Source organism: Gordonia sp. YC-XJ4, assembly GCF_059511865.1.
On sequence record NZ_CM183447.1, the window covers coordinates 1,585,799 to 1,597,444 of the forward strand.

Genomic DNA, 11,646 nt, shown 5'->3' on the forward strand with positions numbered 1-11,646 from the left:
ATCCTTTCATGGTGAAGTATATGGTGTTGAAATACCTGACTCGGCAAGCATCGTCCCGGCGTGCGCCGACTCGCGAGCGACGGAGGAAGAAATGGCGGAAACCTCCACGGAAGCCGGTGTTCGGCGAGAATCGTTCCAACTCGACGACCTCGACCGGCGCGTTCTGCGGTGTCTGCAACTCGCACCGCGCGGTGCCTTCCACGCATTCGCCGATCTCCTCGAGGTGTCGGAGCAGACCGTCGCCCGCCGCTACCGGCGCATGCGCGAGGCGGGCATCGTGCGGGTGTCGGCCATCGTGAGTGCCGAGGCGATGGGCGAGACAACCTGGTTGGTGCGCGTGGTGTGCCGGCCCAGCGGCGCGCGCAAACTGGCACAGGCACTCGCGCGACGCGACGACGTGGGGTGGGTGTTCCTCGCCGGCGTCGGCAACGAGGTGATCCTCGCCGTGCGCGCCCGCAGCGCCGACGCCCGCGCGGATCTGTTGTTGATGCGGTTGCCCGCCACCGCCGAGGTGCTGGCCATGAGCAGTGCGGTCGTTCTGCACGAGTTCCCGGTCGGCACCCGCTCGAGTGGCCATCATCTCGGGATCGACCTCGGCGGAGATGTCGAGGATCGGCTACTGGCGCTTGAGGATTCGGGTCCGTCCCGGCAGAACGCCGCCGACGGCGACGCCACGCTCGACCAATCCGATTGGACGTTGATCCGGCGACTGGAGGCCGACGGTCGAGCGTCCTACGCCACTCTGGCCTCGGCCGCGAACATGACCGCCGGTGCCGCGACCAGGCGAGTCCACGCGCTTCTCGCCCGCGGAGTGATCACCCTCGGCGTCGACATCGCGCCACAGGCGGTCGGGCGGACGACCGAGGCGCAGATCTGGATGTCGGCCCCGCCTGCGATCCTGCAGCGGTGTGGCGGAGTGCTGGCCGCTCTGCCGGAGGTCGCGTTTGTCGCCGCGGTGTCGGGCACCCGCAATCTCGTCGCCTCGATCGTCTGCCGAAGTCACGCCGACCTCTATCGGTTCCTCACCGACACCCTCGGCGCGGTCGACGGCCTCGCCGACATCGAGGTGGTGCCCACCGTTGCGATGGTCAAGCAGGCGACCTCGCTCGTCGATCAGGAGGTCCTGGCCCCATGACACCAGCGCCGACGCCACGACGGCCCCGCTCCGGGACGTCGCGCGACGCCGACCGCGTCGACGTCATCCTCGATTACCTGCGTGAGCACGACCCCGACTCCGACCTGGCCGTGAAGGCGGTCGCGATGCGCCTGAGCCGGGCCGCGCACTGGCTCGAACTCCAGATCAAGCGGCAGCTCGCCCCGTTGGGTATCGAGTTGTGGGAACTCGACATCCTCGCCACCCTCTCGCGCGCCGACGGCACCGCACCGATCAGCGTGCTCACCGACTCCTCGCAGGTCAGCGCCGCCGCCATGACCAACCGCATCACCCGTCTCGAGCGTGCCGGCTTCGTCGTCCGCGCCATCGATCCCGACGATCGCCGGCAGATCCGGGTCAGCCTCACCGATGCCGGCCGCGAGCGGGCGGCATCGGTCATCGAAGCCAACGACCGCGCCCAACGGGAGGCGATGAGCGCGCTTGACGCCGTTCTGCTGAGCCGGCTCGCCGAGGACCTGCGTGAGTTTCTGCTGCAGTCCGAAGGTCTTTCGCCGGATGCAAATACGGTTGACGCAGACACGCCGTGAGGCAGCCCGGCTTCTCGGCGTGTCGCGCCGGATCGGTGGAATCTGTATTCGTTGGGGAGGGACTCGGTCAGATTCCTCGGGCCGTCGATGGTGGCACGCCTGGGCGCGAACGATCGAGTGAATAGCCAAGCGCGCGATCAGGATTCGCAGGCCACTCCGTCGCCGTCGCGGTCGAGTCCGGGTCGGTAGCCGGGGTCTCCCACATGCAGCGGCGCCACCCCGGCGGCGCGTGCCTGGGCGCAATTGCTGTAGTAGACGCTCGATCCCTCGTCGGTGGTCGGCGCAACCGGCGCAGCCGGCGCATCGGTGGTCGTCGTTTGCGGGATGAGTCCGCGAGCCACAGTCGGGCCGCCCGTCTGCTCGCTGGTGGTGGGCACCGGCGTGGTGCTCGCGACAGCGGTTGCGGTGGTGGTCTCGGTCATCGTCGCGGTGACCGTACTGACCACCGTCCGCGTCGCCGGGGCGGCCGCCTTGTCGCTGCCGTGCATGGCCGATCCGACCCCGCACGAGAACAGCATGAGTACCAACACCGCGATGATTCCCAGCCCGATGGCCAACGGACTCTTCTTGCGACCCGGTGGGACAGGTGCCGGGGGTGGTGGACCGAATGGCGCTGTCACTGGTGGGGCTCCTTTGCGCAGAGAAAGTCGCGGGCCGAGAGCATGTGAAGAAGAAGCGGGCGACAATTGTCTCGATTGTGCGCTCGAATCGACCGTGCTCGGTATCCGTTGACCGGACGAACCGGCCCATTCGGTGAAAGACACCAATTCCCGCGCTGCCGACCACCGACTGCGGTATCGCCCACCGACTGCGGTATCGCCCACCGACTGCGATATTGTCCGACGTCGGGAACCGTCGATCGAGGAGTACCCAATGAAGATCAGCTTCCGCAGCCTCGTGGCCGCGGCCACCGTGTCCGTAGCGCTCGTCGCCGGTTCCGCCATGGGAGCACCTGCGGCGTCGGCGGCACCGACCGGAGAAGCGCTGGCCGCCAAGCAGGCTCTGGACGCGATCACCCCACACCCGCAGGACGCGGCGAGTGTGATCGACGGAATCAACGCGGCGAACGCCCTCCTGAAGAAACTGGGTATCACCCCGTTCACCCCGACCATCGGCGCCTGCACCGACTTCACCTTCCCGTCGGCGCTCGGCGGGGCGGTTGCGGGGCCGTATACACCGGGCTTGGGGAACTTGACCTTCCCTGTCGTCGGAGACATCAACGCCGTCCGGAAGGGCGAGGTTCTCTACGGCTTCGTTCCGGTCGGCACGTTCAACGACTCCGGAAACAAGTCCGGAATGCAGGTGGCGTGGTTCAACGTCAACACCTTCCAAGGCGGGTTGGGGGCGCCGATGGACGGCTTGGCCGAAACTCTCATCAACGCAGTGGGCAAGCGACTGCAGGCGGCCGGGATTCCGGAGGCGCAAACCCAGGCGACCAAGGCGCTCGCCCCGATCGTGAACGCACTGCCCTCCAACGGCGCACGTGGCGGTCTGGTCGACACCGGTTCGGGCACTGTGCTCTCGGCGATCTACGGCACCGTCAACAAGGGCAACGCGACGTGCTATTTCTTCCCGTCGCTGGGTATCGCCACCGCCCGCTGACGTCGACGGCCGGGCTTACCCACTTTCACGATTCACGAAAGTGATGGAATTCTTCATCTTGCCGAATTAGGTGAGCTGTGGTTGGGTTCCTCGTGGGCATGATGGCGAATGCCGGAGTGCGCGATCGGCGGGCCGGTCGGTGGTGTTGCAGTAGGGGGCATCATCGACGCGGAATGCGCCGGACCAGCGGGGGGTGAGGTCTGGAGGCGATCCCGCCGAAACCGACATTCCGCCGACGTCGAACCAGGACAATCGGACGATGTCACGGCCCCAGAGAACGGCGGTCGTGGTCCGTAGCGCCTACGGAACCACGACCGTCGAATGGTTTCTGATATTCACGATCGGCACGATTCTCCTCACGCGTGCCTATCTTCAGCTCACCGGTTATCCGCAGATCGGTGGCGGCACATTACACATCGCGCATGCGCTGTGGGGTGGAGCGCTGATGATGATCGCGCTCATCGTCGGGTGGTTGTTTCTCGGTGCCACCGTTCGCCTTGCTGCGGTTGCCCTCGGCGGCATCGGATTCGGGCTGTTCCTCGACGAGGTCGGCAAGTTCGTCACCAAGAACAACGATTACTTCTACGGTCCGTCGGCGGAGATCATGTACATCCTCGTCGTGGTCGTGCTGCTGATCAGCAGGGTGGTCCGAGATCTCGCGAAACCGACCGTGGCCGAGGCGCTTGCGAACGCCGCGTCGATCGCCGCCGACGGGGTGAGTCATGGTTTGCCGCCCCGTCGACGTACACAGGCTCAGTGGTTTCTCGCATATGCCGCCGATCGAGGTGGTGACCCGACGCAGATCGCCACGATCCGAGAGTTGCTGTCCACCAGTGCCGCTGGTCCCGACCGACTCATGGCGTTGCGGGCTCGGGCCGTGCGGCTGATCCCCGGGTTCGCGCGCAGTCCCCGTTGGGTGACGGTGTTCGGCGCCCTGCTGGTGATCACCTCGTTGTGGGCGACCGTGCTCGGGGCGTGGCAGCTGTTCGTCGGACACGTCGACAGCGGCGAACTCCACCTGTACCTCGAACTCAGTCGAAACCGGCACGCCGCATGGATTCTGTTCATCAGTGGCGTTGCGACGGCACTGATCTCGATACCGGGAATGATCGCCCGCCGACGAACCGAACGGGCCTGGCCGCTCCGTCTGCTGCGACTCGCCGCGCTGATCTTCACGCTGAGCAATGCGCTGGTCGACTTTGCACTCGAGGGATTCGGCGCCCTGAGTAACCTCGCCGTCGGCCTCGTCGCACTGGCGGTGATGAATTACCACCTCTCGGCTCGGATGTCGGCTGAGATCGGCGAATATGGGGTCGGCGAACTGGGGGTCGGGGACGTACGGGTCTGAGAGTGTGTGACGGGCTCTCAGCGATACATGCGAACCAGGGGGCAGGTGAACGGATCGCGTTCGCCGAGCCCGACCTGATTGAGGTATCGGACGACGATGGCGTAGGAGTCGATCAGCGACGTCTCGGTATAGGTGACCGAGTGGCGTGCACAGTGCGCCTGCACGAGCGGTCGGACCTTGGCGAGGTTGGCGCGCGGCATGCTGGGGAAGAGGTGATGCTCAATTTGATAGTTCAGGCCACCCATCATGAAGTCGATGATCCGCCCGCCCCGGATGTTGCGTGACATGAGTACCTGCCGGCGCAGGAAATCGACACGTACATCCTTGGGCACCAACGGCATACCCTTGTGGTTGGGGGCGAAGGCGCCACCGAGCAGGACGCCGAACACGGCCATCTGGAGGAGAACGAACACGACGGCCTGGGGCGTCGTCATCACCACGAAGGGCAGGACGGTCGCCAGACCGAGCCGCACCACGATGAGCGACAGCTCCAATAATCGATGCGGCACAGGCGCTTTGGATACGAGCCCTTGGATACTGGCCACATGCAGGGCAGCGCCCTCGAGGGTCAACAACGGAAAGAAGAACCAGCCCTGCCGACGTGTGAGCCACGCGGCGATGCCCGACCGCTGCGCCGCGACGTCGGGAACGAAGGCGATGGGGCCGTCGACGATGTCGGGATCGGTCCCGATCTGGTTGGGCGCCTTGTGATGACGATTGTGTTTGCCGCGCCACCAGTGCAGCGAGAGTCCCGCGCCCACCGCCGCCACGATGCGAGCCGTCCACTCGTTGGCCGCAGCCGAGGCGAACATCTGACGATGGGCACCGTCGTGACCGAGGAAACCGAATTGGGTACTGGTCAGGGCGAGGAGGACCGCGAGTGCGGGTTGCCACCACGAATCACCCAGTAGGAAAACCGCCGTCCACAGTGCAAAGAAACTCGCCGATGTGGCGACGATGCGGATCAGGTAGTAGTTGCGGCGGTGGTCGAGAAGGCCGGAGGCGCGAACCTCGGCGGCCAACTCCGTGTAAGAACTCACGAATTCGTTGCGGGGGGCCGAGATTTCTCGGGTGGGGGACACAAGTGCCTCGATCTGTGGTGCTGCGCGGTGGCAGTGGAAGTGGTCGGGCTGACGTGTTGTGCGAGAGCAGAAGTCGGCCACCGGCCCGATCGGCGGGTGGACGCGTCGCGTTGGCATCGACTGTGCGGCGATCTGAGCCGTCGGCGTCGTGCGACGCCACACTGGGTGAGATGATCGTGCGGCCTGGTCGCGCGGTGTGCGCGGGCTACCAGGCCGACTCTACAGCAGGCGAGGCCATCGCAGGAGAAGACCGCCGACGGCGGAGTCGAAAAGCTCCACGCCGGCGGAGGCGGTGAAGGGTGGCCGATCGGGGTCGGTGGGCGGGCTATCGGCCGGATCGGTGGCTGGTCGAATCGCGTGCGGAATCCGAGGTGCGGCGCTCAGCGGTGTCGGAGAACACGAGTTGGAAAGACATCGGATTCTGTGTCAGATCGTCTGTCGGGGAGGGGTTTTCGTTGACGTGGGAAAAGAGGTTGTGGTCCATCGGGTCCTCGAGGTTTGTGGGGTGACGCCATTCGTCAGGGGATTTGCGAGAATCCGTCATCGTTGAGGATCTCTCACGGGTGACGATCCACACCGGCCGTCGGTGATGAGCGAGGCGAGCGTGTGGCCGGATCGCGCGGTGTGCGCGGGCTACGGGTTCGACCCTACAGCAGCCGGTGGCGAGCGGCAGGCGACAGGCCGGTGGTGGGCGCGGGGGATGGGCTCGGTGGACGGAGCCCGGATACGGCTCGGCCCCGACACCGAATCGGTGCCGGGGCCGAGAGGCCGAAGCGAGAGCTCTTACAGAGCGCTCACGTTGGTGGCCTGAAGTCCTTTGGCGCCCTGCTCGACGTCGAATTCGACGCGCTGGGCTTCCTCGAGGGTGCGATATCCGTTCCCGGTGATCGCAGAGAAGTGGACGAAGACGTCCTCACCCTGCTCGTCGGGGGCGATGAAGCCGAAGCCCTTTTCGCCGTTGAACCACTTGACGGTTCCCTGTGCCATCCTGCTACTTCTTCCTGTTGCTTTGGGACGTCGATGCGACGACCCGTAACCAGGGTCTCATACTTTTCGTCGATACCTGACATCGGTGCCTCCGCGTACGCTTTCGCCATGACTGCAACCCGCGTTCCCGCGAAGTTCGAATCGATGTTCGGCGACGTCGGTATCGACCCCACCTTCGAAGCCATCGCCGACGAGTCCGGGGTGGGCGTCGAGGACGCCCGCGGCGTCCTGACCGGCGCAATCGACGACGCCGAGACGGTTCAGAAGATCGCCGACACCCTGTGCATCGTCCCCGAGGCGCTCGCCGACCGAATCGCTGATCGGTAACCGACACGCCGACGAGCTCGTCGCCGATTTCGGCGAACACCCAATCGGTCGCCCAAGCGCTTGCTAGGTTGCCTGCATGAGATTCCGGGGGATCGTCGTCGTCATCGGTGTGCTCGCCGCCGCACTCACGCTGCTCCTCGGCTCGGGTGGCGGAATCGCCCGAGCCGATCTGCCGGTGACCTACAACTTCCTCGGCGGCATCCCCGACGAACTCGCCCACCCGGGCGGCTCCCTGCCCGGCTCGAACGATTTCGGCTGCAAGCCGTCGGCGGCGCATCCGGAGCCGGTGGTGCTCGTGCACGGCACGGGCGGCTCACAGCAAACCAACTGGGGTACCTATGTGCCGCTGCTCAAGAACCAGGGTTATTGCGTCTTCGCACTGACCTACGGAGCGATCGACGGAGCGCCGTGGCCGGTCAGCGCGGTGGGCGGCATGAAGCCGATGGAGTCCAGCGCGGCGCAGCTCGCCACCTACGTCGACAAGGTCCTCGCTGCCACCGGAGCCCGCAAGGTCGACATCGTCGGCCACTCCCAGGGCACCGTGATCCCGGACTACTACGCGAAATTCCTCGGTGGAGCGGACAAGATCGACAAGTACGTCTCGCTGGCACCGCTGTGGCAGGGAACCAATGTCGGCGGCGCCGCCGTCTTGATGCCTTTGCTGCGTGGGCTCGGGTTGACCGACGCGCAATTCCCGCTGTGTCAGGCCTGTGCCCAATTCGATCCGACATCACCATTCTTGACGAAGCTGCGCGCCGGTGGCGTGTATCTGCCGAACATCACCTACACCAACATCAGCACGCGTTACGACGAACTCGTCGTCCCGTATACCTCCGGACAGCTTCCCGGTGGCGCGAATGTCCACAACATCGTTGTGCAACAAGGATGTTCGGTGGACTACACCGAGCATGCGGGTCTCGCCGGTTCACGTCGGGCGGCGTATTTCGTGCTGAATGCGCTCGACCCTGCTCACCCGAAACCGGTGCCCTGTGACCGGGCCGCGCCGATCACGGGAAGTGCGTTCTAGCGGTGCTGGGCCCGTGAGTGTTCGTTGTACCTGCCCCTGCCTCAGTACGAGCCCAGTCGAATGATCGAATAGTCGTACGGGTCCGTGGCCGTGTCCGCGAACGCGAATCCTATGACATTGGCTGATGCCGGAACCTCGTAGATCCACGTCATCTTCGCCGAGAATCCAGGATTCAAATCCTCATTGCATTCGGGTGTCCCAGGGATTTTGTAGAGGTCGTCGACATGCTTATAGTTGTGGTTCGATGAATCCACCGCGACGTCGTTTATCGGCCAGCTGCACGTGAGGTCGATTGCTTTCTGAGTGCCGTTGAGGACGGTGGCATCCACACGGATGAACTTTCCGCCTGCACGCGGCGATACCGATACGAATTCGGCATACTCACTTGTCTTTTGCATCGAGTTTGAGACCTGCTGATAGCTCGGCGGCGAGCTGACCTGGTTGATCGTGACAGTGATGCCGCCATTAGTGACGTTCTGCCCCACTACGTATTCGCGTTGGGGCGTGGTCGTTGTTGCGCCCGATGTGGTCTCAAGTCGGCTGCTATCAGAACGGGTGGCAAATTGCTTGCTTGATTGGTCACTTGTGACAAGTGCGGTGGTGATGACAGCGGTGATCGTGGCAGTTGCCACGACGGCTACTACGATGGCGACAGCCACCCACGCGATCAACCGAGTTCGTCTGGAATCACCATTCGGCTCTGCCGCGCCACCCTCGACATCTTGAGATTGGCGACCCGCAATGTGAATTCTCATTCGCGACAGGCTACGTGTATGTCCGGTGTGTCCGGTATCAGCCGAGTGAACCACATCTTCTTCGTGGTTCAGCTCATCATGCAATGAGCTCGACTGCAGAAATGTTTGTCACGACATGAGCTTGCTCATACTCGCTTGGTCGATCCATGTCGAAACTGCGCGTCGTGTTCCAGCCCGCCCGCAATCACGCCACACCGAGCGCGCGCAGTCCCGCGGCGCTCGCCGCGGCGAGTACCACGACCACCACGATCGGCGCTTTACACAGTGCGGCAACAACTCCGACGGCCACGCCGACGGGACGCGCCCAGCCGACCACCTCGTGGCCGGAGTAGAGGGCTCCGGTGAGGGCCACCGACACCAGCAGCACGACGGCGGCGCGGTCCATGAGTGCGGCGGCGCGTGCCGACACCTGGATGCGGTTACGCAACGCCGGACCGGCGATGCGCAGCAGGTAGGTGCCGATCGCGAGTACCGCGACGCCGACGATTATTCCGGTGGAGTGACTCATGACGCGTCCGCCTGGAGACGTTCGTCCTCGTTCGCGGTTGTCGGCGTCGGGGATCGGTGACGGACGGTCGCCAGCACCCCGACCAGTGCGACGAGCACGGGCAGCCCGGCCGGCACGAACGGCGTCACCGCCAATGCCGCGGCGCCACCGATGAGCGCGGCCGCCAGCGTCGCGCGATCACGTAGAGCGGGTAGCGCCAGCGCGGCCAACAGGGCGGGGAACGCCGCGTCGAGTCCGAGGGACTCGGGTGAGGCGACGAGCGATCCGAGCGCGGCGCCCAGCGCCGCCCCGAGCGGCCAGCATACGAGAATGCCTGTGCCGCAGAGGAAGAACACCGCACGCCCACGTCGGCGGTCGGTCTCGGCGGTGGCCAGGGCGGCGGTCTCGTCGTTGATCAGGTGTGCGCCGACGACCATCGGGATCCCGCGGTCGAGATGGCGACCGACGGCCAAGCCGTAACCGAGGTTGCGGGTGTTCACGAGCAGTCCGGCGGCGGCGCCGAGCAGCGGAGCGCCGCCTGCGGCGAGGACGGCGACGAAGACGAACTCCGACGACCCGGCCAGGACGACGGTCGCGATGATCACCAGTTGCCACCACGCGAATCCGGCGCTGTGCCCGGAGACGCCGTAGGACATGCCGATCACCATCACCGACAGACACATCACCGCGACGGCGCGGATGGTGGCGCTGTCCAGGTCGCGCCACGGCCGGCGAAGCCGGCCGGCCGAGAAAGTCGTACTGTCTGGCGAACGCATGGCCACTATGATGAACACATGGCTCTCGTACGTCAAGGAGAACGATCGTTCGACGAAGCGAACGCCGGGTCTGAGGGTGCCTCGGCGTCGGTCGATCCGAAGAAGCTCGTCGCCGCCGGACTCAAGCGCGAGCGCACCCGCGCCGGCCTGTCGCTCGGCGAGCTCGCGCGTCAGGCCGGGGTCAGCAAGTCCACCTTGTCCCAGCTCGAATCCGGCGTCGGGAATCCGAGTGTGGAGACGATGTGGGCGCTCAGTACGGCGCTGGGAATCCAGTTCTCGGCGCTGCTCGACGCCCCGGAACGCAGGGTCGAGGTGGTGCGTGCGGGGGAGGGGCCGGTCATCGCGGCCGCCGACGCCGACTATCTGACGACGCTGCTGTCGGCGGCACCGCCCGGTTCACGTCGTGACATCTATCTGATCCGGGCCGAACCGGGGGCGCCGCGACGATCGGCTCCGCACGCACGCGGCGTCGTCGAGCACGTGGTGCTCAGCACCGGTCGGGCATTGATCGGGCCGACCGACAGTCCCGTCGAACTCGCGCCCGGCGACTACATCGGCTATCCGGGCGACGTCGAGCACATCTTCGACGCGCTCGAGCCGGGCACCGCGGCGGTGCTGGTCAGCGAATCGCTCTAGAAGTCAGGACGTCATCGTGTGACTGCGTGCCGCGGCGAGTCGCCGGTTGAGCCCGAGCGCCAGCCATGGCTTGGCGCCCCAGGCGAAGGCACGGCCGCCCAACAACGCCGACCCCGGCGAGAAGCGGCCGTGCGCGGCGAGCACGACGGTCTCGGCGTCGATGCTGATGAAGACGTCCGGGTGCGGTGGATCGGTGGGGTCGATCTCCAGACGGCCGTCGACGAACCGATAGATGATCCGCTCGGAGGTGCGGCGGATGCGGATGTCGTAGGTGGCGTTGTGGCCACAGCAGTGATGCGAGTCGGCCCACGGGCGCAGCAACTGATGGCCGCCCCGTGTCACCAACGGAGCGATCGCCGGATCGATCTCCCACTGCTCGCCGACGGCACGCGCGATATCTCGACCCCGCACGGCCATTTCTCCGATGAGGATTCCCAGCGCCGTATCCGAGCGCACGCGTTGACGGCCGCCGATGCGCATCATCGGTACGCGTGCCCCGAAATGCGACACGGTGTCGAGGAGTTCGTCGAGGTCGGCGAGAAAGCGCTCGCTCAGGGTGCACGTGTCCCGGGTGGGGAGATTGGCGATCTGTTTGGCGTAGATATCGGCCAAAAAGCTTGGATGGCAGGGCCATTCGTCTTTGCCATGCACCAGGTCGAGGTAGCGGGAGGGTTCGCAGGCGATGTGGCCGACGCAGTCGGCCAGTGACCATCCCCGCCGGGACGCGACGCGCGCATCCGGGGTGTCGACGTCACGCACGAGTCCGGCGAAACGCTCGCCTATCGTTCGTGCTGCGTCGATGTAGTCGAAACGAGAGATCGTTCCGGGCATGCTCACCCCCATTCGCGCCGACGACGTTACTCGGCGGTGGGGAGATGCGCAGCAGGCGATTCACAGGGAAAAGTCAAAGGAAGCCAA

General features: G+C 65.5%; 14 protein-coding genes. 7 read left to right on the plus strand and 7 right to left on the minus strand.

Going from position 1 to position 11,646, the window contains the following annotated elements; translation table 11 throughout:
* Positions 1-91: 91 nt before the first annotated feature.
* Together AC5ZH6_RS06935 and AC5ZH6_RS06940 are read left to right on the plus strand one after the other, a co-directional pair.
* On the plus strand, positions 92-1,135 hold the full coding sequence (locus AC5ZH6_RS06935; RefSeq protein WP_496168763.1) for an Lrp/AsnC family transcriptional regulator: 1,044 nt from the start codon (positions 92-94) through the stop codon (positions 1,133-1,135).
* Positions 1,132-1,701, plus strand: a complete 570-nt coding sequence (locus tag AC5ZH6_RS06940) for a MarR family winged helix-turn-helix transcriptional regulator (RefSeq protein ID WP_014359237.1) — start codon at positions 1,132-1,134, stop codon at positions 1,699-1,701. The genes AC5ZH6_RS06935 and AC5ZH6_RS06940 overlap by 4 nt, the downstream gene beginning before the upstream one ends.
* A 137-nt stretch (positions 1,702-1,838) precedes the next feature.
* Here the strand turns inward: AC5ZH6_RS06940 and AC5ZH6_RS06945 are convergent, their stop codons facing one another.
* Positions 1,839-2,321: an excalibur calcium-binding domain-containing protein gene (locus tag AC5ZH6_RS06945; protein WP_496168765.1), complete on the minus strand. Its 483-nt coding sequence runs from the start codon at positions 2,319-2,321 to the stop codon at positions 1,839-1,841.
* 253 nt (positions 2,322-2,574) lie between these two features.
* Between AC5ZH6_RS06945 and AC5ZH6_RS06950 the strand changes: the two genes are divergently transcribed.
* Both AC5ZH6_RS06950 and AC5ZH6_RS06955 read left to right on the plus strand, forming a co-directional pair.
* Positions 2,575-3,303 carry a hypothetical protein gene (locus AC5ZH6_RS06950; protein ID WP_014359239.1) on the plus strand — a complete coding sequence of 243 codons (729 nt, stop codon included), beginning with the start codon at positions 2,575-2,577 and terminating at the stop codon, positions 3,301-3,303.
* 259 nt (positions 3,304-3,562) lie between these two features.
* On the plus strand, positions 3,563-4,651 hold the full coding sequence (locus AC5ZH6_RS06955; protein ID WP_496168767.1) for a hypothetical protein: 1,089 nt from the start codon (positions 3,563-3,565) through the stop codon (positions 4,649-4,651).
* Positions 4,652-4,668: 17 nt separating this feature from the next.
* Here the strand turns inward: AC5ZH6_RS06955 and AC5ZH6_RS06960 are convergent, their stop codons facing one another.
* Entirely contained in the window at positions 4,669-5,733 is a 1,065-nt protein-coding gene (locus AC5ZH6_RS06960; protein ID WP_496168769.1) for a fatty acid desaturase family protein, read from the minus strand.
* A gap of 783 nt (positions 5,734-6,516) precedes the next feature.
* Entirely contained in the window at positions 6,517-6,720 is a 204-nt protein-coding gene (locus tag AC5ZH6_RS06965) for a cold-shock protein (RefSeq protein ID WP_006369600.1), read from the minus strand.
* Between the two features lie 108 nt (positions 6,721-6,828).
* Between AC5ZH6_RS06965 and AC5ZH6_RS06970 the strand changes: the two genes are divergently transcribed.
* On the plus strand, positions 6,829-7,047 hold the full coding sequence (locus AC5ZH6_RS06970) for a hypothetical protein (RefSeq protein WP_020172075.1): 219 nt from the start codon (positions 6,829-6,831) through the stop codon (positions 7,045-7,047).
* A gap of 76 nt (positions 7,048-7,123) precedes the next feature.
* Positions 7,124-8,074 carry an esterase/lipase family protein gene (locus tag AC5ZH6_RS06975; protein ID WP_496168771.1) on the plus strand — a complete coding sequence of 317 codons (951 nt, stop codon included), beginning with the start codon at positions 7,124-7,126 and terminating at the stop codon, positions 8,072-8,074.
* A 41-nt stretch (positions 8,075-8,115) separates the two neighbouring features.
* Here AC5ZH6_RS06975 and AC5ZH6_RS06980 read toward each other — a convergent pair whose 3' ends face one another.
* From AC5ZH6_RS06980 to AC5ZH6_RS06990, 3 genes are all read right to left on the minus strand, one after another.
* Positions 8,116-8,829 (minus strand): hypothetical protein, encoded by a 714-nt coding sequence (locus AC5ZH6_RS06980; RefSeq protein ID WP_496168773.1) that lies wholly within the window; start codon positions 8,827-8,829, stop codon positions 8,116-8,118.
* 184 nt (positions 8,830-9,013) lie between these two features.
* Positions 9,014-9,337: an AzlD domain-containing protein gene (locus tag AC5ZH6_RS06985; RefSeq protein WP_211542189.1), complete on the minus strand. Its 324-nt coding sequence runs from the start codon at positions 9,335-9,337 to the stop codon at positions 9,014-9,016.
* A complete protein-coding gene (locus AC5ZH6_RS06990) occupies positions 9,334-10,092 on the minus strand; it encodes an AzlC family ABC transporter permease (RefSeq protein WP_496168775.1) in 759 nt (252 codons plus the stop codon). The genes AC5ZH6_RS06985 and AC5ZH6_RS06990 overlap by 4 nt, the downstream gene beginning before the upstream one ends.
* Positions 10,093-10,110: 18 nt before the next feature.
* On the opposite strand from AC5ZH6_RS06990, the gene AC5ZH6_RS06995 reads away from it, so the two are divergent.
* Positions 10,111-10,728, plus strand: coding sequence for a helix-turn-helix domain-containing protein (locus AC5ZH6_RS06995; RefSeq protein ID WP_094602451.1), 618 nt, complete (start codon positions 10,111-10,113; stop codon positions 10,726-10,728).
* 3 nt (positions 10,729-10,731) lie between these two features.
* On the opposite strand, the gene AC5ZH6_RS07000 is transcribed toward AC5ZH6_RS06995, so the two are convergent.
* Positions 10,732-11,559: a maleylpyruvate isomerase N-terminal domain-containing protein gene (locus AC5ZH6_RS07000; protein WP_014359247.1), complete on the minus strand. Its 828-nt coding sequence runs from the start codon at positions 11,557-11,559 to the stop codon at positions 10,732-10,734.
* Positions 11,560-11,646 lie beyond the last annotated feature (87 nt).

Bases quoted from the DNA above. Each gene is read 5' to 3' on its own strand.
- AC5ZH6_RS06935 (WP_496168763.1), top strand. From the start codon at position 92: ATGGCGGAAACCTCCACGGAAGCCGGTGTTCGGCGAGAATCGTTCCAA.
- AC5ZH6_RS06940 (WP_014359237.1), top strand. From the start codon at position 1,132: ATGACACCAGCGCCGACGCCACGACGGCCCCGCTCCGGGACGTCGCGC.
- AC5ZH6_RS06950 (WP_014359239.1), top strand. From the start codon at position 2,575: ATGAAGATCAGCTTCCGCAGCCTCGTGGCCGCGGCCACCGTGTCCGTA.
- AC5ZH6_RS06955 (WP_496168767.1), top strand. From the start codon at position 3,563: ATGTCACGGCCCCAGAGAACGGCGGTCGTGGTCCGTAGCGCCTACGGA.
- AC5ZH6_RS06965 (WP_006369600.1), bottom strand. From the start codon at position 6,720: ATGGCACAGGGAACCGTCAAGTGGTTCAACGGCGAAAAGGGCTTCGGC.
- AC5ZH6_RS06970 (WP_020172075.1), top strand. From the start codon at position 6,829: ATGACTGCAACCCGCGTTCCCGCGAAGTTCGAATCGATGTTCGGCGAC.
- AC5ZH6_RS06975 (WP_496168771.1), top strand. From the start codon at position 7,124: ATGAGATTCCGGGGGATCGTCGTCGTCATCGGTGTGCTCGCCGCCGCA.
- AC5ZH6_RS06980 (WP_496168773.1), bottom strand. From the start codon at position 8,829: ATGAGAATTCACATTGCGGGTCGCCAATCTCAAGATGTCGAGGGTGGC.
- AC5ZH6_RS06985 (WP_211542189.1), bottom strand. From the start codon at position 9,337: ATGAGTCACTCCACCGGAATAATCGTCGGCGTCGCGGTACTCGCGATC.
- AC5ZH6_RS06990 (WP_496168775.1), bottom strand. From the start codon at position 10,092: ATGCGTTCGCCAGACAGTACGACTTTCTCGGCCGGCCGGCTTCGCCGG.
- AC5ZH6_RS06995 (WP_094602451.1), top strand. From the start codon at position 10,111: ATGGCTCTCGTACGTCAAGGAGAACGATCGTTCGACGAAGCGAACGCC.
- AC5ZH6_RS07000 (WP_014359247.1), bottom strand. From the start codon at position 11,559: ATGCCCGGAACGATCTCTCGTTTCGACTACATCGACGCAGCACGAACG.